Origin of the sequence: Pseudomonas sp. A014 (genome assembly GCF_052378495.1) — a bacterium.
In the GTDB taxonomy this organism is placed as follows: Bacteria; Pseudomonadota; Gammaproteobacteria; order Pseudomonadales; family Pseudomonadaceae; genus Aquipseudomonas; species Aquipseudomonas machongensis.
Map to the genome: position 1 here is coordinate 2,754,028 of NZ_CP199001.1, position 26,820 is coordinate 2,780,847.

General features: G+C 63.5%; 28 protein-coding genes. 19 read left to right on the forward strand and 9 right to left on the reverse strand.

Annotated elements, in window-relative coordinates:
- Positions 1-17: 17 nt before the first annotated feature.
- Genes ACTYOL_RS12580 through ACTYOL_RS12590 form a run of 3 tightly spaced genes read right to left on the reverse strand, consistent with a single transcriptional unit; the run spans position 18 to position 3,286 of the window.
- Positions 18-683: a methionine ABC transporter permease gene (locus ACTYOL_RS12580; RefSeq protein ID WP_054891369.1), complete on the reverse strand. Its 666-nt coding sequence runs from the start codon at positions 681-683 to the stop codon at positions 18-20.
- Entirely contained in the window at positions 680-2,053 is a 1,374-nt protein-coding gene (locus ACTYOL_RS12585; RefSeq protein WP_197889681.1) for an LLM class flavin-dependent oxidoreductase, read from the reverse strand. Before ACTYOL_RS12585 ends, ACTYOL_RS12580 begins: the two co-directional genes overlap by 4 nt.
- Positions 2,054-2,062: 9 nt before the next feature.
- Entirely contained in the window at positions 2,063-3,286 is a 1,224-nt protein-coding gene (locus tag ACTYOL_RS12590; protein ID WP_054891371.1) for an SfnB family sulfur acquisition oxidoreductase, read from the reverse strand.
- A gap of 314 nt (positions 3,287-3,600) precedes the next feature.
- Between ACTYOL_RS12590 and ACTYOL_RS12595 the strand changes: the two genes are divergently transcribed.
- Both ACTYOL_RS12595 and ACTYOL_RS12600 read left to right on the forward strand, forming a co-directional pair.
- A complete protein-coding gene (locus ACTYOL_RS12595; protein ID WP_153773605.1) occupies positions 3,601-4,407 on the forward strand; it encodes a lipopolysaccharide biosynthesis protein in 807 nt (268 codons plus the stop codon).
- 85 nt (positions 4,408-4,492) lie between these two features.
- Positions 4,493-4,990: a methylated-DNA--[protein]-cysteine S-methyltransferase gene (locus ACTYOL_RS12600; protein ID WP_153773606.1), complete on the forward strand. Its 498-nt coding sequence runs from the start codon at positions 4,493-4,495 to the stop codon at positions 4,988-4,990.
- 4 nt (positions 4,991-4,994) lie between these two features.
- On the opposite strand, the gene ACTYOL_RS12605 is transcribed toward ACTYOL_RS12600, so the two are convergent.
- On the reverse strand, positions 4,995-5,237 hold the full coding sequence (locus ACTYOL_RS12605; protein WP_197889682.1) for a hypothetical protein: 243 nt from the start codon (positions 5,235-5,237) through the stop codon (positions 4,995-4,997).
- A 68-nt stretch (positions 5,238-5,305) separates the two neighbouring features.
- Positions 5,306-5,818: a DUF3016 domain-containing protein gene (locus ACTYOL_RS12610; protein ID WP_444758012.1), complete on the reverse strand. Its 513-nt coding sequence runs from the start codon at positions 5,816-5,818 to the stop codon at positions 5,306-5,308.
- Positions 5,819-5,893: 75 nt separating this feature from the next.
- Here ACTYOL_RS12610 and ACTYOL_RS12615 point away from each other — a divergent pair, with 75 nt between their 5' ends.
- From ACTYOL_RS12615 to ACTYOL_RS12640, 6 genes are all read left to right on the forward strand, one after another.
- Entirely contained in the window at positions 5,894-6,577 is a 684-nt protein-coding gene (locus ACTYOL_RS12615; RefSeq protein ID WP_323454270.1) for a metallophosphoesterase, read from the forward strand.
- Between the two features lie 119 nt (positions 6,578-6,696).
- A complete protein-coding gene (locus ACTYOL_RS12620) occupies positions 6,697-7,803 on the forward strand; it encodes a polyamine ABC transporter substrate-binding protein (RefSeq protein ID WP_125929863.1) in 1,107 nt (368 codons plus the stop codon).
- Between the two features lie 34 nt (positions 7,804-7,837).
- A complete protein-coding gene (locus tag ACTYOL_RS12625) occupies positions 7,838-9,250 on the forward strand; it encodes an aminotransferase (protein WP_197889685.1) in 1,413 nt (470 codons plus the stop codon).
- On the forward strand, positions 9,247-10,125 hold the full coding sequence (locus tag ACTYOL_RS12630; RefSeq protein ID WP_153773610.1) for a helix-turn-helix transcriptional regulator: 879 nt from the start codon (positions 9,247-9,249) through the stop codon (positions 10,123-10,125). Before ACTYOL_RS12625 ends, ACTYOL_RS12630 begins: the two co-directional genes overlap by 4 nt.
- 143 nt (positions 10,126-10,268) lie before the next feature.
- Entirely contained in the window at positions 10,269-11,144 is an 876-nt protein-coding gene (locus ACTYOL_RS12635) for a DNA-binding protein (protein ID WP_444758013.1), read from the forward strand.
- 61 nt (positions 11,145-11,205) lie between these two features.
- The gene (locus tag ACTYOL_RS12640; protein ID WP_177339335.1) at positions 11,206-11,376 is read left to right on the forward strand and encodes a DUF6021 family protein; all 171 of its coding nucleotides are present in this window, start codon (positions 11,206-11,208) and stop codon (positions 11,374-11,376) included.
- A 63-nt stretch (positions 11,377-11,439) separates the two neighbouring features.
- On the opposite strand, the gene ACTYOL_RS12645 is transcribed toward ACTYOL_RS12640, so the two are convergent.
- Positions 11,440-11,691 carry a hypothetical protein gene (locus ACTYOL_RS12645; protein WP_444758014.1) on the reverse strand — a complete coding sequence of 84 codons (252 nt, stop codon included), beginning with the start codon at positions 11,689-11,691 and terminating at the stop codon, positions 11,440-11,442.
- Positions 11,692-11,717: 26 nt separating this feature from the next.
- The gene (locus tag ACTYOL_RS12650) at positions 11,718-12,218 is read right to left on the reverse strand and encodes a DUF4142 domain-containing protein (RefSeq protein ID WP_444758015.1); all 501 of its coding nucleotides are present in this window, start codon (positions 12,216-12,218) and stop codon (positions 11,718-11,720) included.
- Positions 12,219-12,393: 175 nt separating this feature from the next.
- Here ACTYOL_RS12650 and ACTYOL_RS12655 point away from each other — a divergent pair, with 175 nt between their 5' ends.
- Genes ACTYOL_RS12655 through dksA form a run of 3 tightly spaced genes read left to right on the forward strand, consistent with a single transcriptional unit; the run spans position 12,394 to position 14,726 of the window.
- Entirely contained in the window at positions 12,394-12,954 is a 561-nt protein-coding gene (locus tag ACTYOL_RS12655) for a gamma carbonic anhydrase family protein (RefSeq protein WP_153773612.1), read from the forward strand.
- 2 nt (positions 12,955-12,956) lie between these two features.
- Positions 12,957-14,294, forward strand: a complete 1,338-nt coding sequence (locus ACTYOL_RS12660) for a dihydroorotase (RefSeq protein WP_444758016.1) — start codon at positions 12,957-12,959, stop codon at positions 14,292-14,294.
- A 24-nt stretch (positions 14,295-14,318) separates the two neighbouring features.
- Positions 14,319-14,726, forward strand: coding sequence for an RNA polymerase-binding protein DksA (gene dksA, locus ACTYOL_RS12665; RefSeq protein WP_054891385.1), 408 nt, complete (start codon positions 14,319-14,321; stop codon positions 14,724-14,726).
- Here dksA and ACTYOL_RS12670 read toward each other — a convergent pair.
- Positions 14,723-15,436: an MgtC/SapB family protein gene (locus tag ACTYOL_RS12670; protein WP_063544868.1), complete on the reverse strand. Its 714-nt coding sequence runs from the start codon at positions 15,434-15,436 to the stop codon at positions 14,723-14,725. The two genes, dksA and ACTYOL_RS12670, sit on opposite strands and share 4 nt — an antisense overlap.
- A 425-nt stretch (positions 15,437-15,861) precedes the next feature.
- On the opposite strand from ACTYOL_RS12670, the gene ACTYOL_RS12675 reads away from it, so the two are divergent.
- Positions 15,862-16,326 carry a sterol desaturase family protein gene (locus ACTYOL_RS12675; RefSeq protein WP_054891387.1) on the forward strand — a complete coding sequence of 155 codons (465 nt, stop codon included), beginning with the start codon at positions 15,862-15,864 and terminating at the stop codon, positions 16,324-16,326.
- Positions 16,327-16,338: 12 nt separating this feature from the next.
- On the opposite strand, the gene ACTYOL_RS12680 is transcribed toward ACTYOL_RS12675, so the two are convergent.
- Complete coding sequence (locus ACTYOL_RS12680) at positions 16,339-17,232, reverse strand: bile acid:sodium symporter family protein (protein ID WP_063544870.1); 894 nt, start codon at positions 17,230-17,232, stop codon at positions 16,339-16,341.
- Positions 17,233-17,417: 185 nt separating this feature from the next.
- Here ACTYOL_RS12680 and ACTYOL_RS12685 point away from each other — a divergent pair, with 185 nt between their 5' ends.
- The 7 genes from ACTYOL_RS12685 (at position 17,418) to ACTYOL_RS12715 (ending at position 26,768) form a co-directional block, all read left to right on the forward strand.
- Entirely contained in the window at positions 17,418-18,296 is an 879-nt protein-coding gene (locus tag ACTYOL_RS12685; protein ID WP_063544871.1) for a Dyp-type peroxidase, read from the forward strand.
- Positions 18,297-18,379: 83 nt separating this feature from the next.
- Positions 18,380-19,288 carry an aldo/keto reductase gene (locus ACTYOL_RS12690; protein WP_444758017.1) on the forward strand — a complete coding sequence of 303 codons (909 nt, stop codon included), beginning with the start codon at positions 18,380-18,382 and terminating at the stop codon, positions 19,286-19,288.
- A gap of 4 nt (positions 19,289-19,292) precedes the next feature.
- The gene (locus tag ACTYOL_RS12695) at positions 19,293-20,570 is read left to right on the forward strand and encodes an NTP/NDP exchange transporter (RefSeq protein WP_444758018.1); all 1,278 of its coding nucleotides are present in this window, start codon (positions 19,293-19,295) and stop codon (positions 20,568-20,570) included.
- Positions 20,571-20,726: 156 nt separating this feature from the next.
- Positions 20,727-20,891 (forward strand): general stress protein, encoded by a 165-nt coding sequence (locus tag ACTYOL_RS12700; protein ID WP_153773617.1) that lies wholly within the window; start codon positions 20,727-20,729, stop codon positions 20,889-20,891.
- Between the two features lie 175 nt (positions 20,892-21,066).
- On the forward strand, positions 21,067-22,209 hold the full coding sequence (locus tag ACTYOL_RS12705; RefSeq protein ID WP_153773618.1) for a MexC family multidrug efflux RND transporter periplasmic adaptor subunit: 1,143 nt from the start codon (positions 21,067-21,069) through the stop codon (positions 22,207-22,209).
- 15 nt (positions 22,210-22,224) lie between these two features.
- On the forward strand, positions 22,225-25,362 hold the full coding sequence (locus tag ACTYOL_RS12710) for an efflux RND transporter permease subunit (protein ID WP_153773619.1): 3,138 nt from the start codon (positions 22,225-22,227) through the stop codon (positions 25,360-25,362).
- A complete protein-coding gene (locus tag ACTYOL_RS12715) occupies positions 25,362-26,768 on the forward strand; it encodes an efflux transporter outer membrane subunit (protein WP_444758019.1) in 1,407 nt (468 codons plus the stop codon). Before ACTYOL_RS12710 ends, ACTYOL_RS12715 begins: the two co-directional genes overlap by 1 nt.
- Positions 26,769-26,820 lie beyond the last annotated feature (52 nt).

Here is a 26,820-nt window from a genome sequence, read left to right on the forward strand (position 1 = left end):
CCGAAAAAGGTCGGGAATCAACGGCGGGTGAAATGTCTGACGAGGCGATCGCCACTCATCTGCAAGGCCTGCACCAGCAGGATCAACAGCAGTACGGTGACGACCATCACATCGGTCTGGAAGCGCTGGTAACCAAAACGGATGGCCAGGTCGCCCAGGCCGCCGCCACCGATCACACCGGCCATCGCCGTGTAGTCGACCAGCACGATGGCGGTGACGGTGACGGCGGCGATCAGCCCGGTACGGGCTTCGGGCAGCAAGGTATGGCGGATGATCTGCCAGGTGCTGCCACCCATGGCCTGGGTGGCCTCGACCACGCCACGGTCGACTTCGCGCAGGGCGGTCTCCACCAGGCGCGCGAAGAACGGCGTACAGCCCACCACCAGTGGTGGAATGGTGCCGCGCACACCGAGTGAGGTGCCGACAACCAAGGTGGTCAGGGGGATCAGCACGATCAGCAGAATGATGAACGGCAGCGAGCGCAGCACGTTGACCACGGCCGACATGGCCCGATAGGCCGGCGCATTGGCCAGCAGCTGGCGTTGCCCGGTGAGAAACAGCAGCACCCCCAACGGCAGCCCCAGCGCTACGGTGAAGCCCAGCGCGGCGCCAAGCATGCTCAGGGTCTCGAGGCAGGCGAGGCCGATTTCACTCCAGTCCAGGTTGGCCAAAAGTGCATTCATCGCCCACGCTCCTGGCGCAACGCGGCCACCGGATGGGGCGCACGCAGGCGATCACCTTGGCCGAACAGCTTGTTGCGCAAGCTGCCATCGGCGTACTCGCGCTTGAACAGGCCGCGAGCCTGCAGTTCCGGAACCAACAGATCGACCACGGCAACGAAGGTTTCCGGCACGACCACGCTGGACAGGTTGAAGCCGTCCACGTCAGTGTCTTCGACCCAGCCCTGCAACTGATCGGCGACGGTCGAGGGCGATCCGACCAGCAGCGGGCCGTCGCCACCCAGGCAGCAGTATTCGGCGATCTCGGCAACGGTCCAGGTCCGCGTCGGGTCGGCGCGGGTGAAGCCCTCGACCACCGACTGGATGGCTTCGCTGGGCACCTCGCGAAGAATCTGGTCGGGGCTGTAGGCAGCGAAGTCGATGCCGGTCCAGCCCGACATCAGCGAGAGCGAGCCGCTGGCACTGGCGTACTCGCGGTACTCGCGCAGACGGGCCTGCGCGGCCTCGTCGGTTTCAGCGACGATCACCGTGAGCTGTTCGAGGATCAGGATGTCGCAGCCCTTGCGCCCGGCGGCGACCGCTGCGGCACGTAGATCGGCCACCTGCTTCTTCAGCACGGTCTTGCTCGGTGCGGCAACGAACACGCATTCGGCGTTGGCTGCGGCAAAGGCTCTCCCTCGGCTGGATGCTCCTGCCTGGTAGAGCACGGGTGTGCGCTGTGGCGACGGGGCGCTGAGGTGAAAACCAGGGACCTTGAAGTAGGTGCCGTCATGCTCGATGCCGTGGACTTTGCTCGGGTCGGTGTAGACTCCGCTGGTACGATCGGCGCGCACGGCATCCTCTTCCCAGCTGGTTTCCCAAAGCTTGTAGCAGACCTGCAGGTATTCCTCGGCCAGCGCGTAGCGCTGGTCATGGCTCAGCTGTTCAGGCTGGCCAAGGTTGCGTGCCCCGCTGGACAGGTAGGAGGTCACGATATTCCAGCCGGCACGGCCCTGGGTCAGGTGATCGAGGGTGCTCATGCGCCGGGCGAAGGGAAAGGGATGCTCGAACGACACCGAGGCGGTGACGCCAAACCCCAGGTGGCGCGTGGCTGCGGCCATCGCCGGTACCAATTGCAGCGGGTCGTTCAACGGTACCTGGGCGCCGCTGCGCAGCGCTTCGTCGGCATTGCCGCCGTAGACGTCATAGACACCCAGCACATCGGCGAGGAACAGGCCGTCGATACAGCCACGCTCGAGGGTCTGGGCCAGTTCGATCCAGTAGTGGATATCGGTGTAACGCGTCGCCTGGTCGCGCGGATGGCGCCACAGCCCAGGCGACAGATGCCCGACCGTGTTCATGGCGAAGGCATTGAGACGGATCTGCTTGGTCATGGCGCGGCCTCAGTTCCAGTCGTGGCGCGTGGGACGGATACCGTTCAGGGCCCAGTTGCCGACCAAGTGGTACTTCCAGCGCACGGGATCGTGCAGGGTATGCACCCGGGCATTGCGCCAGTGCCGGTCAAAGTTGTGCTGCAGCAACGAGGAGCGGGTCCCGCCCAGTTCGAACAGGCGATTGCTGGCCTCGATCGACACCTCCGTGGTCAGCACCTTGGCCTTGGCCACCGCCACCGAGGCAGCGGCGACGTTGTCTTCGTTCGGCGCAGGCTTGGCGGCATCCAGCACCTTGCCGGCGCGCTCGAGCAGGGCCTCGGCGGCCTCCTGGCGGATCTCCAGGGAGCCGATCTGAATGATGGTGAGCGGATCCTCGCTGGCCTTTTCAACACCGGCATCGATCCACGGACGGGCATGGTCGCGTACGAAGGCAATGGTGTCGTCCAGCGCCGCGCGGCCGATACCGGCGTCAATCGCCGCAGTGGTCAGTTGGGCGAAGGGTCCGGCGAGGGTAGGGTGCTCGTAGGAGCGGTAGCTGGGGAACAGGTTGAATGCGGGCACGCGCAATCCGTCCAGCAGCACGGTGCCGCTGGAGGTGGTGCGCTGGCCCATGCTGTTCCAGTCGTCGACGACCACCAGCCCAGGAGTGCCACGTGGCACAAAGGCCAGTTGCGCCCGGTCCAGTTCGTCCAGGGCCAGGACGCCGATCCAGTGGGCATAGAGCGAGCCGGTGCAGTAGCCCTTGCGGCCGTCGATGCGGTAGCCGTCGGCTTCGGCAACCAGGCGGGTCCGGATGTCCTGGACGGTCTTGCCACCGGTTTCCGACAGTGCATTGGCAAAACGATGGCCTTTGAGCACCAAGTCGAAGAAGAAGCGCCGCTGCTCTTCGGTGCCTTGCAGGCGGATGTCTTCGAGCAGGCAGTAGTGGTTTTGTGGAATCTGGCCAAGCGAAGGGTCGGCGGCCGAGACGATGGCGATCACCTGCGCCAGGGTGGCGAAGGACACTTCGGCACCTCCGTAGGCACGTGGCACGGTGATGCCCCACAGACCGCTGTTGGAATAGGCATCGACCACATCGGCAGGGACTTCTCGGCGTCGGTCACGCTCGGCAGCGCCTTCGCGCAGCAGCGCGGCGATCTGGTGGGCAACGGCGATGGCTTCGGCATCGTCGCGGATGACATGGGCATCCGGCTGGCGGATGTCGTAGGAGGCTGAGACGGCAGGCGTGGACATGGGTTCCTCGGGAAACTGTGCGTGTACACAGCTCACCGGAGCAGAAACCGTGCCAGCGACTTTATTTGAATAAAATCAATGGCTTGAAATTGTTTTATGCGGGAGGTGTCGCCCTTTGGGCAATCAACTGTTGGCCAGGTGTTGCTGGTCAGACAGTTGCCAGGGAAACATGTCGCCGTACATGCCGACCCGCGTTGCAGCCTCGCTTGCCTACAACATCCATCCCCTCGGGTCTGTGTAAGGGTTATGTAAAAAACCGTTTAAGAATTGTGAACAACTGTATTCTGAAAAGACCTACACCATTGGCCAGACCCATGAACCAACTTCCGTCGCAGTCAGAGGCTGCACGCGGGGCGTTCTCCAGCTTTGAGGCGTGTCGCAATACCCAGAAAGGCCCTGTGGTGATCCTGGCGTCAGGTGCGTCAGCGAAAGATTTTCCGCTCGAAGATTTTGCCAGCGTCCCGATCATCGCCATGAATGGCTCCATTTCGATGCTGGTGGGCACGGATGTGCGTCCGTTCTTCTACATTTGCACCGACAAGGATTTCTGCAACCAGCAACCCGAGCTTTTTGCCACGGCATTGCACACCAGTCCGCGACTGGCGCTGTGGCCGGAGCAGTTCGATCTGTTCGACCTGCCTGAGGACACCGAGCGCTACCCGCTGCTCAAGGCCCTGGACCCGACGTTCAGCGAATGGCTGGGGCTCGGCGATGGACGCTATGCGCGCAACCGCACGCTGTGGAGCAAGCGGGCGCGTTCGATCGGTTTCAGCAGGAACCTGTCGTACGGGTTCTTCGATGCCCGGACCGTGGCTTTTGTGGCCCTGCAACTGGCCTACCACCTGGGCTTCGATGATGTGCTACTGGTCGGCGTGGATCTGAACCAGTCGGCAGGGCGCTTTTATGAGACCAACGGCGGCAAGCGCTCGCCCTGCGGCCTCGACCAGCATTGGGAAAGTCGTATCCTGCCGTCACTGACTCTGATGGCGCACCAAGTGGTGGGTGAGCGCTTCCGCGTTCATAACCTCTCGACCCGCTCACGCATCCCCCCGGCATTGATCCCCAGGATCGACCTGCAGCAGGCCCGCGCCCTCGCGGCGCGAGCGACGGCCGTGGTGTGAGCATTGCACGTCAAGAAAGCGGATGCAGCACGATCGCGCGATAGGTAGAGTGCCGGGGGTCGCCAGCCAGCATCAGGAGTTGCCTGTGTCCAGCGCTTTCACCCTCATGTCATCGCCAGTCGGCACCCTGACACTGGTCGCCCGTGGCGAGTGCCTGGCCGCCGTGCTATGGGAAGAGGAGCGTGCCAACCGGGTGCGCCTTGGCGAACTGCACCGTGATGACCAGGCGCCCGTACTGCGGGAAGCTGCCCGTCAGTTAGGCGAGTATTTCGCCGGCCAGCGGCAGCGCTTCGAGCTACCGCTGGACTTCGATGGCACTGAATTCCAGCGCCAGGTCTGGGCGGCGCTGCTGACCATTCCTTTCGGCCAGACTCGCAGCTACAGCGATATCGCCCAACAGATCGGCAACCCCACGGCAGTGCGTGCGGTAGGGGCAGCCAATGGGCGCAACCCGATCTCGATCATCGCACCCTGCCATCGGGTGATCGGTGCCTCGGGCAGCCTGACTGGCTTTGCTGGCGGGTTGCCGGCAAAGCAGTATCTGCTGGCGCTCGAGGGCAGGCAGAGCCTGTCGCTGTTCTGAGCGCTCAGCTCAACCACCACGCCAATGCGCACAGCACCAGTGCGAGCACCGAGCCTGCGAACAGGCCGTAGTGCCGCTGCGCCCGTCGGGCATGGCGTTCGACCTCACGCAGGTACTGGCCGGGTGTCGGCGCATCCGGGCGATGGCGCAACCCTTCGGCGATGTCTGCCAGCCTGCCGCGAATCAGCAAACCAACCAGGTAGTAGCAGGAGGCATAGCTGGCGAATGCCAGCAGCAGGTACTTCACGGGGATCCTTCCTTGGGTGACACAAAGGGAGAGGATACCCTCAGCCGCCCGCCGTTAACCAGCGAAACTCAGGACGCCGGCCGTGCAGCGAAGCGCTGGCGGAACCAATCATCGAGCATGGCCTTCTCGGCATACAGGCGATCGCTGCTGCCCACGCGGCCTGGGCGGCTCAGGTACATCTTGTCGCTGACGCGTTCCTCGGCCTTGCGCTCGGGCTGACCGGGTTGAACGAGGGTGTAGCTGAGGTCGATGGTCGGCCAGGTGATTTCGCGCATGAAACGTACGTTGTAGGCCTGACTGTTCCAGGGTTCGTAGCGGCCGGCCAGGTCGATGTCGCGGATGTCGATGTGTACTCGCTGACCGGGCTGAAGGTAGCGCTGGCCAAGTTTTTCCAGGTGCCGGGTGAGTGCCTTCATCACTTCTGGGGCGGCGCCGCGCTCATAGCCGGGGCTGTTCAGGCTGGCATCGCGGAATTTTTCCGGGTGATCGAAGCTGACCTGGACCTGCGCGGGCGGGATGCCTTGTGCCATGCTGTCGTATGCCAGCACCATCAGTGCAGCACAGGCTAGGGTAGAGCGCATGATGCACCTCCGCGACGGGCTCGTTGGCTCTCCATTCTACGCCTGGCGCCGGCGACACAGCAGAGGAATGATGTAATGGCGCGTTTTCGGCAGCTAGCCGCCAACGACAAAGGGCGGGACTTGGCGGTCGGCGATATCCACGGGCACTTCCAACGCCTGCAGGCCGCGCTCGAGCAGGCGGCATTCGATCCGGAGGTCGATCGGCTGTTCAGTGTCGGTGACCTGGTCGACCGGGGCCCGGCCAGCGAAGAGGCCCTGAACTGGCTGGCACAACCCTGGTTTCATGCCGTGCAGGGCAATCATGAAGCATTGGCCATCAGCCACTATCGCGGTGGCCGTGTTGATCTGGACATGTACCGTGCGGCTGGCGGCGGCTGGTTTCTCGATTTGCCCAAGGCTGAGCAGGCGCGCTTCGTCGAGCAGTTCGAACGTCTGCCGGTCGCGCTCGAAGTACAGACTGCCCACGGGTTGGTCGGCATGCTGCATGCAGACAGTCCGTTCGCCGACTGGGCTGAGCTGCGCGCCTGCCTGCAGACGAGGGACGACCCTGCCGTGCGCGAGGTCTGCCAATGGTCGCGCCGGCGCCTGAAGAGCGGCGATAGCCAACCCATCCAAGGGCTGCGTGCGCTGCTGGTCGGCCACACCCCGGTGCTCACGCACAAGGTATTGGGCAACGTGTGGCACCTGGATACCGGTGGCTGGAGCAGCGGTTTTTTCAGCCTGCTGGACATCGGAACGCTGACGCTGATCAACGAGTGACACATCTGCGACCTTCCCAAAAACGACCACCCACACATTCGGGGTATGTCTGCAGCCAGCCAGACCTCCCATAGTGACCCCATCGGCTCAATCCGGAGCAGTCACACGATGGAGTTGCTATGCGCAAGGCACTGAAGGTGATTGGCGGTCTGCTGCTGGTGTCCTCGACGGCACTGGTGCAGGCAGCGGCAGAGGGGGACAGCAGCAACACGCTCAGGCTGTACAACTGGACTGACTACATCGGTGAAACCACCTTGGCCGACTTCGAAAAGGCCACCGGTATCAAAGTGGTGTACGACACCTTCGATGGCTATGAAACGGTCCAGACCAAACTGCTCACCGGCCGCTCCGGCTACGACCTGGTCATGCTCAATGCGTCGCTGGTGCCACCGCTGATCCAGGCGGGTGTGTTCCAGGCCCTGGATAAACAGCAACTGCCCAGCTGGCATAACCTCGACGAGCAGGTGGTCAGCAACCTGCAAGGTTACGACCCTGGCCTGAAGTACTCGGCGCCCTACACCTGGGGCAGTTCCGGCGTTACCTACAACGTCGACAAGATCAAGGCGCGCATGCCCGATGCTCCGATCGGCTCGCTGGCCATGCTGTTCGACCCGGCCATCGTTTCGCGCTTCGCCGATTGCGGCGTGACCCTGATGGACGCCCCCACCGAAGTGATTCCGCTGGCCCTGCAGTACCTGGGCAAGGACCCACGCAGCGCCGCACCGGCGGATCTCAAGGCCGCCGAACAGCTGTTGCTGGGCATCCGCCCCTATATCCGCAAGTTCGACTCGGTCAACTACCTGACCAGCCTGCCCAACGGCGACGTGTGCCTGGCCCTGACCTGGTCGGGTGACTACGCCACTGCCCAGGCGCGTGCGGTGGAGGCGAAGAAGGCTATCAAGCTGGCGTTCTTCATTCCCAAGGAAGGCTCGCTGATCTGGTTCGACAACCTCTACATCCCCAAGGATGCGCCGCACGTCAGCAACGCCCATCGCTTCATCGAGTTCCTGCTGCAGCCACAGACCATGGCCAAGGTGACCAACTTTATCCACTACGCCAACAGCAATGCTGCGGCCACCGCTCTGGTACAGGCCGATATCCGCCAGGACCCGGCGATCTACCCGGATGCCCAGACCCGCGAACGGCTGTTCGCGCAAAAGACCCAGACGCCCAAGGACATGCGTGCGATCACGCGGGTCTGGAGCACGGTCAAGACCGGTTTCTGAACACTTTCGAACGATCCTCGCCAAGGAGCTGCCCATGGCCACTTCAAGCAACGCATTCGCTATCGCCCACGATCCATTGGTGGAAGCCGACAAAGCCCATTACATGCACGGTTACCACATGTTCGACGATCATCGCGAACAGGGCGCGCTGAACATCATCGAAGGCGAAGGCGCCTATATCCGCGACACCCAAGGCAACCGCTTCCTCGATGCCGTTGGCGGCATGTGGTGCACCAACATTGGCCTGGGGCGCGAGGAAATGGCCTTGGCCATTGCCGACCAGGTGCGCAAGCTGGCCTATTCGAACCCGTTCTCGGACATGGCCAACGATGTGGCCATCGAGCTGTGCCGCAAGCTCGCGCAACTGGCGCCGGGCGACCTGGACCATGTCTTCCTCACCACAGGTGGGTCCACTGCCGTGGACACCGCCTACCGACTGATCCAGTACTACCAGAACTGCCGCGGCAAGCCTGGCAAGAAACACATCATCGCCCGCTACAACGCCTACCACGGCTCGACCACCCTGACCATGCAGATCGGCAACAAGGCTGCCGACCGGGTGCCTGAGTTCGACTATGCCCACGACCTGATCCACCACATCTCCAACCCCAACCCGTACCGCGCCCCGGACAACATGGACGAAGCCGAATTCCTCGACTTTCTGGTCGCCGAGTTCGAAGACAAGATTCTCTCCTTGGGGGCCGACAACGTCGCAGCCTTCTTCGCCGAACCCATCATGGGCTCGGGCGGGGTGATCATCCCGCCCAAGGGGTACTTCGCGCGCATGTGGCAGCTGTGCCAGACCTACGACATCCTGTTCGTCGCCGACGAAGTAGTGACCTCGTTCGGACGCCTGGGCACGTTCTTCGCCAGCGAAGAGCTGTTCGGTGTCACCCCGGATATCATCACCACGGCCAAGGGCCTGACGTCCGCCTACCTGCCGCTGGGTGCGTGCATCTTCTCCGAGCGTATCTGGCAGGTGATCGCCGAGCCGGGCAAGGGGCGTTGCTTCACCCACGGGTTCACCTACAGCGGCCATCCGGTGTGCTGTACTGCGGCGCTGAAGAACATCGAGATCATCGAGCGGGAAAGCTTGCTGGAACACGTCAAGGATGTTGGCGGCTACCTGGAACAACGCCTGCAGAGCCTGCGCGAGCTACCGCTGGTGGGCGATGTGCGCTGCATGAAGCTGATGGCCTGCGTCGAGTTCGTCGCCGACAAGGCGAGCAAGGCACTGTTCGACGATGCGATCAACATCGGTGAGCGCATCCACAGCAAGGCCCAGGCCAGGGGGTTGCTGGTGCGGCCGATCATGCACCTGAACGTGATGTCGCCGCCGCTGATCGTCACCCGCGCCCAGGTCGACGAGATCGTCGAGATCCTGCGCCAGTGCATCCTCGAAACCGCGCGCGAGCTCACGGCGCAAGGGTTGTACCAGGGGCGATGAGCAGCCTGCAGCGGGCTGTGCGTGGGCATGTCCGGCAGGCTAGACTGCCGGGCATGACCCAGGCCTCTCCCGACACACCGCTTACCCTCACTCTCGGCGCGCTGCAACAGTGGCATGCGGCGCTACAAAGTGCGTTGGCCCATAGTGAATCACCGCAGGCCCTGCAGCATCTGGCCAAGGCGCTGGGCCAACTGGTGGCGGTCGAGTCGATGATGATCAGTGTCGAGAGCCAGGGGCAGGCGCCACGCCTGTTGTACCAGCAGGGTATTCCCGATGCCCATCGCGACGCGGTGCTCAACCGCTATTTTGCAGCCGGCTACCTGCTCGATCCTTTCTGCCTTGCGGTACAGAGCGGGCTGGCCGAAGGTTTCTATCACCTGCAGGACATCGCACCAGACAACTTCTTCGACAGTGACTACTACAAGGCTTACTACCTGGGCACTGGCTGCAGCGAAGACAGCTACTACATCGTCGACCTCAGCGATGGCCGCAAACTCTCCCTCAGCCTGTTCCAAGGTTGCAGCGGTACACGACTGAGCGCGCAACAGATCGACCTGTTGCGTGCGGTCGAACCGATGGTGCGCGAACTGCTGGGCCGCTATGCACGGCACATTCTCGAGCCCGGTTCCGCGCCGCTGGAGCATGCAAGTCTGCAAGCTGCGTTCGACAGCTTCGGTTGCCAGGTACTGACTGATCGCGAGCGGGAAGTCGCGCACATGATCCTGCGTGGGCATTCGGTGAAGTCCACGGCGCAGGACCTCGGCATTTCGCCGGAAACCGTACGCATGCATCGCAAGAATCTCTATCTGAAGCTGGGCATCAATTCGCAATCGGAGCTGTTTGCGCGCTTCATCGACTGGCTGCGCCAGGGCTAGGGCCAGCCTGAGCTCCTGATTCCTGCGAGCTCGATCTACTTCTCAACACATTTCTTACAGAGCCTAAGAATCCACTGGGAAAAGCTAAGTTTTTAGTATGTAATTACGGGCTACATACCACGTTACGAAATCCAGGAGCGAACATGGCCCGCGGCGGCATAGACAAGGCGGCAGTGCAGCAGGCGCGACAGGCGCTGATCGCCCGGGGCGAGCATCCGAGTATCGATGCAGTACGTATCGAGTTGGGTAATACCGGTTCGAAAACCACCATTCATCGCTACATGCGTGAGCTCGAAGCGCTGCAACCGCTGGCTGACAAGCGTTCACCGGCCCTCAGCGACACGTTGGGGCGTTTCGTTGGCCAACTGGCAGAGCAGTTGCGCGAGGAAGGGGAGGCACGTATTCGCGACGCGCAGGCGGTGTTCGATGAACAGCGCGGCCAATTGCAGGTGCAGTTGCAACTTGCCCAGCAAGCACTCGCGGCTGCTCACCAGCAACAACAGATTCAGGCCAGCGCCCTTTCGGCCGAGTCGGAAAAGCTCGAGACAGCGCTGAGCACTCTGCAGGCCGAGCAACTGCGCAGCGCCAGCCTCAACCAGTCCCTGCGCGAACTGCGGCTCAGGCTGACCGACAAGGACGAGCAGTTGCAGCAGTCGCAAGGGGAATTGCGTCAGTTGCAGCAGGACGCGATCGCCCGCCAGGAAGAACTGACACACCTGCACCGTGAGAATGAGCGCCTGCTGACCGAAAGCCGACAGGCCAGCGCCCAGCACAAACAACTCGACGAACAATTGGAGCAGCGCGATGCCCAGGTTCAAGGGCTGCGCTCGATCCTGGCCCAGGCGCAGGGGGCGAGCGAGGAGGTACGTCGGCAGTTGGACAGCGAGCGTCAGGCGCTGGTGAGTCAGCGTGACATCTGCGCCGAACAGATGCGCCTGATCGAGCGCCTGCAGGATCGTCTGACACTTAGCGAGGCGCGCTGTGCGCAGCTCGAGACCTTCCAGGCAAAGGGCGCGTAGATAAATCAAACTTCGCCAGACCCGCGCTTTCTTCTGTAGACACCGTTACGGAGAATGCACCATGAGCGAACAGAAACGTCCCCACCCTGCGCAAGGGCCTCACTCCTCCGACAAGGCGTCCAGCAAGCAAGACCTGGGTTTTGATCCGGACTCCCCTGACCTGGAGGATCCGCAAGTCGACCCGCAAGGTCCGGCAAAGCCACCTCGCGATCACGAAAAGAAAGGTAAGTAACCGAGGCATGATCCCCCGGGCGTGCGCACGCGGCAGCAAGTGCCGCGCCCGCAGCCCGAGGGTTCAGCTGTCGAGCTGACGCGCCGCGTCTACGCCGGCACTGGACAACTTGATTGGATAACGCACGCTGATCTGGTGATCGGCATCGACATTGACGCTGCCATCATGGATCAAGCCGGCCTCCTGAAGCGTCTTGAGCATGCCGGCCACGGCCTTTTCGCCGCGGTAGTTGTCCAGTACTTCCTTACCCAGACCTTGAGGGTGGGCATGCAGTAGCCGAGTCAGTACTTCGGCGCGCAGAGCATCATTACTCATATCAAGCCTCTCTGATTACCTGTGGATCACTTGCCGTGCTTGGCCTGAAGCTGTTTGGCGTGCTCCAGGTGCTTCTCGAGGGTGGGCAGGGTTTCGCTGGCGAAGGCCTTGAGCTCCGGCTTGTCGGACGATTCGGCTTCCTTCTTGAACAGCTCCACGGCTTTCTCGTGGGCATCGACCTGATTGTTGACATAGGACTTGTCGAACGACTCGTCGCGCCATTCCAGGATCATCTTCTTGACCTTGTCGGTGAGCGCAGCCTCGTCAGGCACGCTGATATCCAGCTTGCGGGCGATATCACCGAGTTTCTGGTTGGCCTGGGTGTGATCGGTGACCATCTGCTGGGCGAAGGTCTTGATCTCGGCGTCCTTGCTCTTTTCCAGCGCCAGGTTGCCGGTTACGACTTCAGCGATACCGGCTTCGGTCGCGGCCTCGACGAAATCGTCGGAGGAAGCGGCCATCACCTGCATCGAGGCAAGGCCCATGGCCATGCACAGACCGGCTCGCTTGAGGAACAGAGTATTCATGTGTCTCTCCTTGTCCGTGGTCGCGACATCGGTGTCGCAGACGGTTGAGCGTCGATCGGCAGCGAAAGTTTGAAATTTCTCACCGGCGTCATGCTCGGCGGGAGGGGAAGGGGGTTACAACTAAATTGTTATAACGTAACATTTGCGAGAATCAGCTTGCCTCAGGAAACGTACCGTGATCCGCAGAAACCCTTCCGGCCACCTCCCGCAAATCGCCGAATCGGCCTACATCGACAAGACCGCGATCATCTGCGGCAAGGTCATCATCAAGGACAATGTGTTCGTCGGCCCCTACGCGGTCATTCGCGCCGACGAGGTGGACGGCACCGGTGACATGGAGCCGATCGTCATTGGTGCCAACTCCAACATTCAGGATGGCGTGGTCATCCACTCCAAATCCGGCGCGGCGGTGAGTATCGGTGAATACACCTCCATCGCCCACCGCTCCATCGTGCACGGCCCCTGCGTGGTCGGCGATCGGGTGTTCATCGGTTTCAACAGCGTGCTGTTCAATTGCCGCGTGGGTGATGGCAGCGTCGTGCGTCACAACTCGGTGGTCGATGGTCGCGACCTGCCGGAGCGCTTTTACGTACCGCCCACCGAACATATCGGCCCACACACCGATCTTGACCGTTACCCACCGGTCAGTGTGTCGGCCTCGGAATTTTCCGAGGATGTCGCTCGCACCAACATCGACCTGGTCCAGGGCTACAAAGCCCTGCAGAACGAGTTCTGAGCATGGCCGACTTGCTGATACGCAACGCACGGCTGGTCAACGAAGGGCGCGAGTTCGAGGCTGACCTGCTGGTCGCCCGCGGGCGTATCGACAAGATCGCCGCGAGCATCGAAGGCGTGCGCGCTAAAGTCGAGATCGATGCGCAAGGGCAGTGGTTGGTGCCGGGAATGATCGATGACCAGGTGCACTTTCGTGAACCCGGGGCAGAGCACAAGGGGAACATTGCCAGTGAGTCGCGGGCTGCGGTGGCGGGCGGCATCACCAGTTTCATGGACATGCCCAACACCGACCCGCCAACCCTCACCACTGCGGCGCTGGCCGACAAGAAACGTCGCGCGGCGGCCAGCTCGCAGGCCAACTACGGCTTTCACTTCGGCGTCAGTCGCGACAACCTGGACACCATCGCCGCGCTCGACCCGCGTGAAGTCGCCGGGGTCAAGGTGTTCATGGGCGCGTCCACCGGCAACATGCTGGTGGACGACCCGCAGGTGCTCGAGCGGCTGTTCATCTATTGCCCGACCATCCTGCTGGCCCACTGCGAACACACCCCGAGCATCCTGGCCAACGAGACGCTGTGGCGGGAGCGCCATGGCGAATTCATTCCTGCGGCCGCTCATCCGCTGATTCGCGATGCCGATGCCTGCTATCGCTCCTCGTCACTGGCCGTGGACATGGCCAGGCGTTTCGGCACGCGCCTGCATGTGCTGCATCTGACCACCGCGCGAGAACTGGCACTGTTCGCCCCAGGTCCCGTACACAACAAGCACATTACCGCCGAGGTCTGCGTACATCACCTGCTGTTCGACGACAGCGACTACGCGCAACTCGGCCATCTGATCAAGTGCAACCCGGCCATCAAGACCCGTGCCGACCGCGATGCACTGCGCCAGGCGCTGGCCGGCGACGTGATCGACGTGATCGGCACCGATCATGCGCCGCACACGCTTGAGGAAAAACGCCGAGTCTATGGCCGCGCGCCCTCGGGCCTGCCACTGGTTCAGCATGCCTTGCCAGCTGCGCTGGAGCTGGTCGGCGAGGGCGTGCTGAGCCTGACCCAGGTAGTCGACAAGACCAGCCACGCCGTGGCCCGCCTGTTCGCCATCCGCGAGCGCGGTTTTCTGCGAGAAGGCTACTGGGCCGATCTGGCGCTGGTCGAGCGCCTGGCGCAACCGCGCCCGGTCGCCGACGACCCGATCCTGTCCCGCTGTGGCTGGACACCCTTTCAGCATCGACACCTGCGGCATGTGGTGCGCACTACCGTGGTATCCGGCCAGCTCGCCTGGCATCAGGGCCAGGTGCAGCCACGCTGCCAGGGCCTGCCGCTGATGTTCGATCGATGACCCTTTATTGCACGAGTGTGCCCCATGACTGAAGAAGACTTGCTCGGCCAGCCGGCCGAGGCCTACATGAACGAACCCCAGCGCCAGTACTTTCGTAACCTGTTGCTGGGGCAGCGGGTGGAGTTGCAGGAGCGTATAGAGCAGGATTTCCAGGCGCTGCGCGAGCAGGAAGTGCACAGCGATCCGGCCGACCTGGGCAGTGCCGAAGAGGAACGACACTGGCAGTTGCGCACCCTTGAGCGGGAAAAGCGCCTGCTGGACAAGATCGACCAGGCGCTGGAGCGCCTGGCCAAGGGGGATTACGGCTGGTGCGAAGAGACCGGTGAGCCGATCGGCCTGCGCCGCCTGCTGCTGCGTCCCACCGCGACCCTGTGCATCGAGGCCAAGGAGCGGCAGGAGCTCAGAGAGCGGCATTTGCGCGACGATGCTTAATCGACCTCTACCGCCTGGGCATGGAGCTGCCAGCGCACCGAGCTGACGCCTTTCTCCAGGCTCACTCGGCTGACCAGGCGCTCGAGTTGTGCGGGCGCCTGTGGGGTACCCAGCAGTTCGGCGCGTACTTCCAGGCGCAGCGGGTCGTGAAGGTCTTCGCTGTGCAGCGACTGCAGGCGCAGGCCTGGGTCACTGAGGCTGTGCAGCATCAGGCTGCGCACCTGGATCTCGTCTTCGGCCCGGCAGACGATGCGCACCTCGAAGCGTTGCTCGACTTCACTGGCGGGCACCACGTCCTGACGGTCCAGGCGCTGGGCGATGTCGCGCAACAGGATATTGGCACACAGCACCACCAGGCTGCCCAGGGTTGCTTCCAGCAACAGCCCCAGGCTGCACAGCACGCCAATGGCCGCGGTGCACCAGAGCGTGGCGGCAGTGTTCAGGCCGCGCACGTTGAAACCATCACGCATGATCACGCCACCACCGAGAAAGCCGATCCCGGACACCACATACGCGGCGATGCGCGAGGCGTCGCTGGGTTCCATGCCGGGTACCGCCTGGGTCATCAGTACGAACAGGCAGGCACCGGTGCTGACCAGCGCATTGGTGCGAAGGCCGGTCAGACGCTGGCGTAGTTGACGTTCGGCGCCGATCAGGGCACCGAGTACGAGGGCCACGCTGACGCGCAGCAGAAATACTTTCCAATCCATAGCAAACCTCTTTCCACGGGCAATGGCCCGCGCATACGCCACTGGCAAGCGTGACGCCGATGAAATGAATGAGCGCGCAGGACCACGACACTTGCCGGCACGAGCTGGCTGAGCAAGAAAGAAGAGGGGAGATCTGCCTTTGCAGGCGAGATGGACCGCCGTCTACCGTATTCGGCAAGACAGCGGCAGGAATGCTGCCGGACTAGCTTGCCGTGTGGACCTGTCGCAATCGACTGGGGCTACTGTCCAATGCAGGACTCCTGTAGGGGATGCATAAGTGCGACGCGGACCTTACGCCTGCAGTTGCGCAGAATCAAGGCCGAATTCATGACAATTGCTTCATTGCCGAAACCTCCTACCGTTTCCGATGCGTTCGTCAGCGGTGGTAACCTTGGCGACTTTCACCATCCACGCCGGACTGTCCCATGCTGTTCAACATCGCCGTGCTGCTCGCCACGTTGGTGGCCATGGAGGGTGTCGGTACGCTGGCCCACAAGTACGTCATGCACGGCTGGGGCTGGTGGCTGCATCGCTCGCACCATGAGCCGCACCTGGGTGTACTCGAGACCAATGACCTCTACCTGGTGGCGCTGGCCCTGATCGCTGCTGGCCTGATAGCGCTGGGCAAGGCCGGCTACGCGCCCCTGCAGTGGGTCGGCGCAGGTGTGGCGGGCTATGGAGTGCTGTACGTGCTGGCCCACGACGGCTTCTTCCACCGGCACTGGCCGCGTAAACCCAAACCCATGCAGCGCTACCTCAAACGCCTGTACCGGGCGCACCGGCTTCATCACGCGGTGAAAGGGCGCGAGGGTAGCGTGTCGTTCGGCTTTTTCTACGCGCCACCGCTGCGCGAGCTCAAGCGCCAGTTGCGCGCGCGGCGAGGTGATTGAGTCGCGCAGGATTCAATTCGCGGTTTCCTGCGCGGCAATGGCTTCTTTGTGTCCCCGACTCACCCACCAACCAAAGGCGGCGGCCGTGAAGAACATGATCAGGCTGTAGATCGCTGCCGGCACGGCCATGGTGGCGTTGTTCAGCAGGCTGGGGCTCAGCGCCAGCGCGATGGCCAAGGTGCCATTGTGAATGCCGATTTCCATGCCGATGGCAATTGCCTGGCGTTTCGGGATGCGCAACAGGCGCGGCACCCAATACCCCAACCCCAGGCTGATCACGTTGAACAGCAGCGCGGCGACCCCCACCACCGGCGCGTACTCCACCACCGTCTGCCAGTCCTTGGCCAGTGCCAGGACGATGGTGAAGGCCAGGAACAACGCCGCTACCAGCTTCATCGGCTTCTCCATCCGCGCGGCAAAGCTCGGTGCGTAGCGGCGGATCAGCATGCCCAGGCCCACAGGCAGCAAGACGATGGCGAAGACCTGCATGACCTTGGCGAATTGCAGCGGGATGGCCTGGTCCGACTCCATGAAGTAGATCAGCGACAGGTTGACCAGCAGTGGCATGGTGAGGATGGCGATCAGCGAGTTGACTGCCGTCAGCGTGATGTTCAGTGCCACGTCGCCATGTGCCAGGTGGCTGAACAGGTTCGCGGTGGTCCCGCCCGGCGATGCGGCCAAGAGCATCAGGCCCACTGCCAGCGCGGCCTCCAGGCCAAACCCGTTGGCGATCAGGAAGCAGATGAACGGCAGCAACAGGATCTGACAGGCCAGGCCGACCAGCACGGGCTTGGGATACTTCACCACTCGGGCGAAGTCGGCGAGGGTCAGCGACAACCCCAGGCCCAGCATGATGATGCCCAGGGCGATGGGCAGGAAGGCAGTCAGCAAGGGGGAGGCGGTCATCGGCATGCTCGTGGGCGAGGGATTCCGGAGAGTGTAGGCAGGCTCCGTCGATCAGCTAATCGCAAAGTGCCAGCCTTTGGTAACTGATTATTTCCGGATGAGCCGCACCTCGCCGCGACCTGACGCGTTGCGATGGACTGCCGAGCACAGTAGGATTCGCGCTTTTGCCGAAGGATTAGCTCGTCATGTCGTTCCAGCAAGGTCTGCTCGCCACTCCGGTGCCGGCCCACGCCCGTCACCTGTTCTTTGCCCTGCATACGGGGGAGGCGCTGCCTGCCGTTCTGGATGCCTTGTTGCAGCAAGTCGACGGCCACAGCCTGATCCTGGCCGTCGGCGCGCCGCTGGCCAAGGCACTGGGGCGCGATGTCCCGGGCTTGCGCAGCTTCCCGCAGTTGGACGCAGCGGTCGAAAACCCGGCCACCCAGCATGCCCTGTGGCTCTGGTTGCGTGATGACGCGCGTGGTGATCTGTTCCTGCGTGCTCAAGCCCTGGAGCAGGCCCTGGCGCCGGCATTCACGCTGGTCGACAGTGTCGATGGTTTTCTGCACCACGGAGGACACGACCTGACCGGCTATGAAGACGGCACCGAAAACCCGCGGGACAACGATGCTGTCGACGCAGCCATCGTGGCGGGCGAGCAAGCGGGCCTGGCAGGTTCCAGTTTCGCTGCGTTCCAGCTGTGGAAACACGACCTCAACTACTTCAAGTCGCTGCCTCAGCCAGAGCAGGACGACATCATTGGCCGTCGCCTGAGCGACAACGAGGAACTGGAAGACGCGCCGGAGTCGGCCCACGTCAAGCGTACCGCGCAGGAAAGCTATGACCCCGCGGCCTTCATGGTGCGCCGTTCGGTGGCCTGGGCCGACAACCGTGGCGCAGGGCTGGCTTTCGTTGCTCTGGGCCGTTCGTTCGATGCCTTCGAAATCCAGCTGCGGCGCATGAGTGGCCTGGAAGATGGCGTGGTCGATGCCTTGTACCGCTTCAGCCGACCACTGACCGGCGGCTACTACTGGTGCCCGCCAATGGGAGCTGAAGGCCTGGACCTGCGCCTGTTGCTCGGTTAAATATCCCGATACAGAATCGCTGCGCATCGCGGGGTAGAGCGACTAGCCTTGAAGGTTTCCCCCTGTAACCGGGAGCCTCCTTCATGTACGCACGTCGCGATGTCCTGCGCGCCAGCGCCGCGCTTGGCGCGCTGGCCCTGAGCCCTTGGCTGCGCGCCGAGTCCGCCAGCGGCCTGCTGACCCGCAAGATCCCCTCCACCGGGGAGGCCTTGCCGGTCATCGGTGCCGGCACTTCCGGCAGTTTCGAGGTCCAGGCCGGCTCTGCCCAGTACCAACAGCTCAAGGCTGTGCTCGAGGCGTTCTTCAAAGGCGGCGGCAAGGTCATCGACACCTCGCCCAACTACGGCGGTGCCGACGCCATTCTCGGTCAGTTGCTGGAGGAGGGCGGCTGGCGCCGTCAGTGCTTCATCGCCACCAAGATCGCCGCCGACAGCCGCGACGCCGCCGAACGGCAATGGGCGCAAAGCCTGTCCAGCCTGCGCACCGACAAGGTCGACTTGCTGCAGATCCACAACCTGCGCGATTGGCAGACCCAGCTCCCCTATGCCCGGGAGTTGAAGCAGCAAGGCAAGACGCGCTATGTGGGCATCACTCACTATCTCAACAGCGGCCAGGATGAGGTGGCGCGCATCGTGCGCAGCGAGCCGCTGGATTTCATCCAGATCAACTACTCGGTGAACGCCCCGGATGCCGCGCGCGAGCTGCTGCCGCTGTGCCAGGACAAAGGCGTCGCGGTGCTGGTCAACCGTGCTTTCGACGACGGCCGACTGTTCGCCCGGGTCAAAGGTCAGGCATTGCCGGAGTGGGCGGCCGAGGCGGGTATCGGCAGCTGGGCGCAGATGTTCCTGAAGTTCGCCATCAGTCATCCGGCGGTGACCACGGTAATTCCTGCGACCGGCCGACCGGACCGTCAGCTCGACCAGCTCAAGGCTGGCAGCGGGCCGCTGCTGAGCGAAGCCCAGCGCCAGGCGCTGATCAAGCAATTTGCCTGACGCCATGAATGGCTGGCGGCGGCGCCTGGACCAGAGCCTCAACATCCAGCCCGGCGAAGGCCCGGCGGTGGTCGCGGGTCTTGCGCTTTTCTACCTGCTGTTCACCGGTTATTTCATGCTGCGCCCGGTCCGCGAGACCATGGGAGTGGCCGGTGGCGTGGACAATCTGCAATGGCTGTTCACCGGTACCTTCGTTGCCACCCTGGCCTGCCTGCCGCTATTCGGATGGCTTGCTTCACGGGTGAAGAGGCGACGCATCCTGCCGTGGACCTACGCCTTCTTCACCAGCAACCTGCTGTTGTTTGCTGTGCTCTTTGCCCGCGACCCGGACGACCTCTGGAATGCGCGCGCTTTTTATATCTGGCTGTCGGTTTTCAACCTGCTGGCCATCTCCCTGGCCTGGAGCGTACTGGCAGACCTGTTTTCCAGCGAGCAGGGCAAGCGCCTGTTCGGCCTGCTCGCGGCGGGTGCAAGCCTTGGCGGCCTGAGCGGGCCGATTCTTGGCACGCTGCTGGTTTCTCCCCTCGGGCACGCTGGTTTGTTGGTGCTGGCGGGCGTCTGCCTGCTTGGCAGCATAGGCGCTGCGCTGTACCTGCAACACTGGCGTGAGCTGAATCCGCTGCCGACCAGCACCGCGCATCCGGCCTCGCGGCCGCTGGGCGGCAATCCGTTTTCCGGCGCCACCGCCGTGCTGCGGTCGCCTTACCTGTTGGGTATCGCGTTGTTCGTCGTACTGCTGGCCAGCGTCAGCACGTTCCTGTATTTCGAGCAGGCCCGTATCGTCAGCGAGACGTTCAGCGACCGGACACGCCAGACACAGGTCTTCGGCCTGATCGATACGGTCGTGCAAACCCTGGCGATACTCACCCAGGTCTTTCTCACCGGACGCCTGGCCCGGCGCCTGGGTGTCGGCGTGCTACTGGTCGGCGTGCCCCTGGTGATGGCGGTCGGTTTCCTATGGCTGGCGCTGGCGCCGGTATTTGCAGTGTTCGTCTTCGTGATGGTCATGCGTCGTGCGGGTGAGTACGCCCTGGTTCGCCCGGGGCGGGAGATGCTCTTTACCGTGTTGCCCGCCGAAGAGAAATACAAAGCCAAGAACTTCATCGACACCGTGGTCTACCGGGGTGGCGATGCCTTGAGCGGTTGGGTCAAGCGTGGCCTGGACCTGCTTGGCGAGCATCCGCAGCTGGCGATGTCGATCGGCGCCATCCTTGCGCTTGGCTGGGGGATTACAGGCGCCTGGTTGGGCCGTCGCCAGCGCAGCCTCGAAAACGCCCCCTGAGCGCAATGCACCTCGCGCCAAATACACCGCCCTGCACCTTTAGCGCCGCCGGTCTGGCGGCTCGGTAATAAACCGAATCCCCTGTTGCCGCTGAGCTCCGAACTTATGTACGGCAAACGCCCGTACATATCCCACAGCCACAAGAGGTGCAAGACCATGGCCAATAACCAGAACAAGACTGGCAGTCAGGGTGGTACCAAAAATCCTGGCAACTTCGCCAACGACCGGGAAAAAGCGTCTGAAGCCGGTCGCAAAGGTGGCCAGCAGTCCGGTGGCAACAAGCAGACCGACGACATGGGCCGCAAGGGCGGCCGTTCGTAAGTGATGCTGCGCGGTGCCGGGGTAACTCGGCACCGCAACAGAGGCAGACCAGGCGGCGGCCTGAAACCACCCAGCTTACAATCTTTAACACAAATATCAAATGAGACTAAATTGACTCATTAATGGTCGGTTAGTACCATTCGAGCCGTTTTTATCAAAGGCTCGGTGAGCATAAATGAGCAATTTGCGTGCAACAGCATTGGCCAGCTGCCTGGCAGCCACCTTGGTACTGGCGGGCTGTGGGGGGGCTGAAGAACCTCAGGCCGGCGCCCAGAGCGCCTTACCCGTACAAACCCTGACCGTCGCCAGCGAGGCGCTGACCTTGAGTTCCACGTTGCCCGGCCGGGTGGAGCCGATGCGTGTCGCTGAAGTGCGCGCCCGGGTGGCCGGTATCGTCCTGCACAAGCGCTTCGAAGAAGGCGCCGACGTCAAAGCCGGCGATGTGCTTTTCCAGATCGACCCGGCGCCCTTCAAGGCTTCGCTGTCGCGTGCCGAGGGTGACCTGGCACGTGCCCAGGCGGTGCGTCAGGAAGCGCAGGCACGGGTCAAGCGCTACGCACCGCTGGTGAAGATCGAAGCGGTCAGCCAGCAGGACTTCGACACCGCCAGCGCCGACCTGCGTAGCGCGGAAGCGGCGATTCGTTCGGCCCAGGCCGATGTAGAAACGGCACGTCTCAACCTCGGCTACGCCACGGTCAAGGCGCCGATCTCCGGTCGTATCGGCCGCGCCCTGGTGACCGAAGGTGCGCTGGTCGGGCAGGGCGACGCGACACTGATGGCGCGTGTCCAGCAGCTCGATCCGATCTATGTCGACTTCACCCAGTCCGCCGCCGATGCCCTGCGTTTGCGCCAGGCCCTGAAGGACGGCGCACTGGCCAGCGGCAGCGATCAGCACCTCACGGCACGGGTCGAAGGCACCGATTACGAGCGCTCCGGGCAACTGGTCTTCACCGATGTCTCGGTCGATCGCGGCACCGGCCAGGTCACCCTGCGCGGACGCTTCGACAACGCTGACGGCATCCTGCTGCCAGGCATGTACGTGCGCGTACACACCCCACAAGGCACCGACAACCGCGCCATTCTCGTGCCGCAACGTGCGGTGCAGCGCGGCGCTGATGGCCAGGCACGGGTGATGTTGGTGGGTGCAGACGGCATGGCCGAGGCCCGGGGCGTGCAGACCGGCACCATGCATGGTTCGCGCTGGCTGATCACCGAGGGTTTGCAGCCGGGTGATCAGGTCATCGTCGGCAGCCCGGCGGGTCTGGCGCCAGGCATGCCGGTGGCAGTGTCGGCAACCCAGCAAGCCGCGGCGCGATAAGGCGAGGAAAGCACGATGTCCACGTTCTTCATCAATCGTCCGAACTTCGCCTGGGTCGTGGCGCTGTTCATCTCACTGGCCGGCCTGCTGGTGATTCCGTCATTGCCGGTTGCGCAATACCCCAGCGTCGCACCGCCGCAGATCACCATTACCGCCACCTATCCGGGGGCTTCGGCCAAGGTGCTGGTGGAGTCGGTCACCAGTGTCATCGAAGAGTCGCTCAACGGCGCCAAGAACCTGCTGTACTTCGAGTCGACCAACAACTCCAACGGCATCGCCGAGATCGTCGTCACCTTCGAGCCGGGCACCGAACCTGAGCTGGCCCAGGTCGACGTGCAGAACCGCCTGAAGAAAGCCGAGGCGCGGCTGCCGCAGGCGGTGACCACCCAAGGTGTCGAAGTCGAACAGACCAGCGCTGGCTTCTTGCTGATCTACGCCCTGAGCTACACCGACGCGGCCAGCCATGGCGACACCACCCAACTGGGCGATTATGCCGCGCGCAACATCAACAACGAGCTGCGACGCATCCCGGGGGTGGGCAAATTGCAGTTCTTCTCCTCGGAAGCGGCCATGCGCGTGTGGATCGATCCGCAGAAGCTGGTTGGCTACGGGCTGTCGATCGACGATGTCGGCAATGCCATCCGCGGTCAGAACGTGCAGGTGCCGGCCGGTGCCTTCGGCAGTGCGCCGGGTAGCAGCCAGCAAGAGCTGACCGCGACCCTGGCGGTGCATGGCACCCTGGACGATCCGCAGGCCTTCGGCCGTGTAGTGCTGCGCGCCAATCCCGATGGCTCGATGGTGCGCCTGGCCGATGTCGCACGGCTGGAGGTCGGCAGCGAAAGCTACAACTTCTCCTCGCGCCTCGATGGCAAGCCGGCGGTGGCCGGGGCGGTGCAATTGGCCCCCGGGGCCAACGCCCTGCAGACCGCGGCACGAGTCAAGGCGCGCCTGGCCGAGCTGTCCGAGTTCTTCCCCGAAGGTGTCGAATACTCTGTGCCCTACGACACCTCGCGTTTCGTCGACGTGGCCATCGAGAAAGTCATCCATACCCTGATCGAGGCGATGGTACTGGTGTTCCTGGTGATGTTCCTGTTCCTGCAGAACATCCGCTACACCTTGATCCCGTCGATCGTCGTGCCGGTTTGCCTGCTCGGCACCTTGCTGGTGATGAAGCTGCTCGGTTTCTCGGTGAACATGATGACCATGTTCGGCATGGTCCTGGCCATCGGCATCCTGGTCGACGATGCCATCGTCGTGGTGGAGAACGTCGAGCGGATCATGGCCGAGGAGGGCCTTGGGCCCAGGGAGGCGACGGTCAAGGCCATGGGTCAGGTGTCCGGCGCGATCATCGGTATCACGCTGGTACTGTCAGCGGTGTTTCTGCCGCTGGCGTTCATGTCCGGCTCGGTGGGGGTGATCTACCAGCAGTTCTCGCTGTCGCTGGCCGTGTCGATCCTGTTCTCGGGTTTCCTGGCGCTGACGTTCACCCCGGCGCTGTGCGCCACGCTGCTCAAGCCGGTGCCCCAGGGGCATCATGAGAAACGCGGTTTCTTTGGCGCATTCAACCGCGGCTTTGCCCGCCTGACCGCACGCTACTCTTCACTCAACAGCGCCTTCGTGGCGCGCGCCGGCCGCTTCATGCTGGTGTATGCGGGGATTCTTGTGGTGCTGGGGTACTTCTACCTGCGCCTGCCCGAATCGTTCGTGCCCGTGGAAGACCAGGGCTACGCCATTGTCGATGTGCAACTGCCGCCAGGCGCCAGCCGGGTGCGCACCGATGCCACGGGCCAGGCGCTGGAGCAGTTCCTGATGTCACGCGAGGCCATTGCTTCGGCGTTTCTGGTCAGCGGCTTCAGCTTCTCGGGCATGGGCGAGAACGCGGCGCTGGCATTCCCGACGTTCAAGGACTGGTCCGAGCGCAGCTCGCAACAGTCGGTGGATGCCGAAACCCAGGTCATCAACGCGCAGTTCGCGGCGCACGGTGACGGCAGCATCATGGCAGTGAACCCGCCACCGATCGATGGCCTGGGCAACTCTGGCGGGTTCGCCCTGCGGCTGCTCGACCGCGGCAACCTGGGGCGCGAAGCGTTGCTGGCCGCGCGTGACAAGATCTTGCAACAGGCCAACGGCAACCCGGCGATCCTCTACGCGATGATGGAAGGCCTGGCCGAGGCGCCGCAATTGCGGGTCGATATCGACCGTGAGAAGGCCCGCGCCCTGGGCGTGACCTTCGAGAGCATCAACAGCACCCTGTCGGCGGCGTTCGGTTCGCAGGTGATCAACGACTTTACCAACGCCGGACGTCAGCAGCGCGTGGTGGTCCAGGCCGAGCAAGGCGAGCGGATGACCCCGGAAGCGGTGCTGCGCCTGTATGCGCCGAACAACGAAGGGCAGCAGGTGCCGTTCAGCGCCTTCGTCACCACGCGCTGGGAAGAAGGCCCGGTGCAGATCGTGCGCTACAACGGCTACCCCTCGATCCGTATTGCAGGGGACGCGGCCCCAGGCTACAGCACCGGTCAAGCGATGGCCGAGATGGAGCATCTGGTCAGCGACCTGCCACCCGGCATCGGGTATGCCTGGACCGGGCTCTCGTATCAGGAAAAAGTCTCCAGCGGCCAGGCCAGCAGCCTGTTCGCGCTGGCCATCCTGGTGGTGTTCCTGCTGCTGGTGGCGTTGTACGAGAGCTGGTCGATCCCGCTGACCGTGATGCTGATCGTGCCGATCGGTGCCTTGGGCGCGGTATTGGCGGTGATGGTGGTCGGCCTGCCCAACGATGTCTACTTCAAGGTCGGCCTGATCACCATCATTGGCCTGGCAGCGAAGAACGCGATCCTGATCGTCGAGTTCGCCAAGGATCTGGTGGAGAAGGGCCACAGCCTGCGTGAAGCGGCCATCGAAGCTGCGCGCCTGCGTTTTCGACCGATCGTGATGACGTCGATGGCCTTCATCCTCGGCGTGGTACCGCTGGCTATCGCGTCCGGCGCCGGGGCTGCGAGTCAGCGGGCGATCGGCACCGGGGTGATCGGCGGCATGCTCAGCGCGACGTTGCTGGGGGTGGTGTTCGTGCCGATCTGTTTCGTCTGGGTGTTGTCGCTGCTCAAGCGCAGGGCCGGCAAGGCTGCTGCGCAACGTCCTGTCGAGGTGGTGGAGTGATGGTCATGGGTAAAGGAATCGCCCCCTTGGCGATGGCGTTGATGCTGGCAGGTTGTTCGATGGCGCCGCAGTACCAACGCCCCGAGGCGCCGATCCCGGCGCAATGGCACGACGGCGCGGCAGCTCAAGGGCAGAGCGTGGAGCAACTGGACTGGCAGGCGTTCGTGGTCGACCCGGGCCTGCGCCAGCTGATCAGCAGCGCTCTGGACAACAACCGCTCGCTGCGCCAGACCTTGCTCGATATCGAGCAGGCCCGTGCCCAGTACCGGATCCAGCGCGCCGATCGTGTACCGGGCTTGAATGCCGGCGCGTCGGGCAATCGCCAGCATCAGCCGGCGAGCCTGGCGGCCGACGGACGCAGCGGTGTGGCCAGCACCTACCAGGTCGGTCTTGCCTTGCCTGAATACGAGCTGGACCTGTTCGGTCGGGTCAAGAGCCTGAGCGATGCGGCACTGGAGCAGTACCTGGCCACGGAGGAGGCCGGTCGAGCCGCGCGCCTGGCGCTGATCGCCGAGGTCAGCCAGGCCTACCTCACCCTGGATGGCGCGCAGCGCCGCCTGACCCTGACCCGCCAGACGCTGGCCAGCCGCGAGGACTCACTGGCTCTGGTCGGCCAACGTCGCGCGGCCGGTACCGCCACGGCACTGGACCATCAGGAAGCGCTGGGCTTGGTCGAACAATCCCGCGCGGAGCTTGAGAGCACCCAGCGCCAGCAGCGCCAGGCCTTCAATGCGCTGGTGCTGCTGGTCGGCAGTGCCGATGCGGCCAGGGACATACCGGTATCTGCCGGCGAAGCCCCCCAAGTGCTGCAGGACATCGCACCGGGTGCACCTTCGGCGCTGCTCGAACGGCGCCCTGACATTCTCGCTGCCGAGCACCGGCTGCGAGCCCGCAACGCCGATATCGGCGCGGCCCGCGCGGCGTTCTTCCCGAGGATCAGCCTCACCGGCAGCTACGGTACCTCGAGCGCACAGATGTCGGGGCTGTTCGACGGTGGCTCGCGTAGCTGGAGCTTCATGCCACAACTGTCGTTGCCGCTGTTCGATGGCGGGCGCAACCGTGCCGGGCTGGATCTTGCGCAGGTACGCAAGGACTCGGCAGTGGCGGCCTACGAGGGCACAGTACAGACGGCATTTCGCGAAGTGGCCGATGCGCTTGCAGCCAGCGACACGCTGCGCCGAGAGGAAGCGGCGCGCAGCGCGCTGGTCGAGACCAGCCGGGCAACCCTGGAGCTGGCAAGGGCGCGCTATCAGGGCGGGATAGACAATCACCTGCGCTACCTGGATGCGCAGCGCAGCAGCTATGTGAACGAGTCAACGCTGATCGACGCCAGCACCCAGCGCCAGATTGCCCTGGTCGACCTGTTCCGTGCGCTGGGTGGGGGGTGGCCTGCGCCCAAGGGCTGAAGGGCTCCTTTGGTTGGACGATCCAACCGTTCGGCCCCTGGACCTTGTGTCC

Excerpts from the sequence above, each read along its gene's own strand:
- ACTYOL_RS12645 (WP_444758014.1), bottom strand. The coding sequence starts at position 11,691 with ATGAGTAATGATGCTCTGCGCGCCGAAGTACTGACTCGGCTACTGCAT.
- ACTYOL_RS12690 (WP_444758017.1), top strand. The coding sequence starts at position 18,380 with ATGTACGCACGTCGCGATGTCCTGCGCGCCAGCGCCGCGCTTGGCGCG.
- ACTYOL_RS12695 (WP_444758018.1), top strand. The coding sequence starts at position 19,293 with ATGAATGGCTGGCGGCGGCGCCTGGACCAGAGCCTCAACATCCAGCCC.
- ACTYOL_RS12640 (WP_177339335.1), top strand. The coding sequence starts at position 11,206 with ATGAGCGAACAGAAACGTCCCCACCCTGCGCAAGGGCCTCACTCCTCC.
- ACTYOL_RS12615 (WP_323454270.1), top strand. The coding sequence starts at position 5,894 with ATGGCGCGTTTTCGGCAGCTAGCCGCCAACGACAAAGGGCGGGACTTG.
- ACTYOL_RS12635 (WP_444758013.1), top strand. The coding sequence starts at position 10,269 with ATGGCCCGCGGCGGCATAGACAAGGCGGCAGTGCAGCAGGCGCGACAG.
- dksA (WP_054891385.1), top strand. The coding sequence starts at position 14,319 with ATGACTGAAGAAGACTTGCTCGGCCAGCCGGCCGAGGCCTACATGAAC.
- ACTYOL_RS12660 (WP_444758016.1), top strand. The coding sequence starts at position 12,957 with ATGGCCGACTTGCTGATACGCAACGCACGGCTGGTCAACGAAGGGCGC.
- ACTYOL_RS12710 (WP_153773619.1), top strand. The coding sequence starts at position 22,225 with ATGTCCACGTTCTTCATCAATCGTCCGAACTTCGCCTGGGTCGTGGCG.
- ACTYOL_RS12680 (WP_063544870.1), bottom strand. The coding sequence starts at position 17,232 with ATGACCGCCTCCCCCTTGCTGACTGCCTTCCTGCCCATCGCCCTGGGC.
- ACTYOL_RS12685 (WP_063544871.1), top strand. The coding sequence starts at position 17,418 with ATGTCGTTCCAGCAAGGTCTGCTCGCCACTCCGGTGCCGGCCCACGCC.
- ACTYOL_RS12625 (WP_197889685.1), top strand. The coding sequence starts at position 7,838 with ATGGCCACTTCAAGCAACGCATTCGCTATCGCCCACGATCCATTGGTG.
- ACTYOL_RS12620 (WP_125929863.1), top strand. The coding sequence starts at position 6,697 with ATGCGCAAGGCACTGAAGGTGATTGGCGGTCTGCTGCTGGTGTCCTCG.
- ACTYOL_RS12580 (WP_054891369.1), bottom strand. The coding sequence starts at position 683 with ATGAATGCACTTTTGGCCAACCTGGACTGGAGTGAAATCGGCCTCGCC.
- ACTYOL_RS12675 (WP_054891387.1), top strand. The coding sequence starts at position 15,862 with ATGCTGTTCAACATCGCCGTGCTGCTCGCCACGTTGGTGGCCATGGAG.
- ACTYOL_RS12670 (WP_063544868.1), bottom strand. The coding sequence starts at position 15,436 with ATGGATTGGAAAGTATTTCTGCTGCGCGTCAGCGTGGCCCTCGTACTC.
- ACTYOL_RS12610 (WP_444758012.1), bottom strand. The coding sequence starts at position 5,818 with ATGCGCTCTACCCTAGCCTGTGCTGCACTGATGGTGCTGGCATACGAC.
- ACTYOL_RS12705 (WP_153773618.1), top strand. The coding sequence starts at position 21,067 with ATGAGCAATTTGCGTGCAACAGCATTGGCCAGCTGCCTGGCAGCCACC.
- ACTYOL_RS12650 (WP_444758015.1), bottom strand. The coding sequence starts at position 12,218 with ATGAATACTCTGTTCCTCAAGCGAGCCGGTCTGTGCATGGCCATGGGC.
- ACTYOL_RS12590 (WP_054891371.1), bottom strand. The coding sequence starts at position 3,286 with ATGTCCACGCCTGCCGTCTCAGCCTCCTACGACATCCGCCAGCCGGAT.
- ACTYOL_RS12595 (WP_153773605.1), top strand. The coding sequence starts at position 3,601 with ATGAACCAACTTCCGTCGCAGTCAGAGGCTGCACGCGGGGCGTTCTCC.
- ACTYOL_RS12715 (WP_444758019.1), top strand. The coding sequence starts at position 25,362 with ATGGTCATGGGTAAAGGAATCGCCCCCTTGGCGATGGCGTTGATGCTG.
- ACTYOL_RS12700 (WP_153773617.1), top strand. The coding sequence starts at position 20,727 with ATGGCCAATAACCAGAACAAGACTGGCAGTCAGGGTGGTACCAAAAAT.
- ACTYOL_RS12585 (WP_197889681.1), bottom strand. The coding sequence starts at position 2,053 with ATGACCAAGCAGATCCGTCTCAATGCCTTCGCCATGAACACGGTCGGG.
- ACTYOL_RS12630 (WP_153773610.1), top strand. The coding sequence starts at position 9,247 with ATGAGCAGCCTGCAGCGGGCTGTGCGTGGGCATGTCCGGCAGGCTAGA.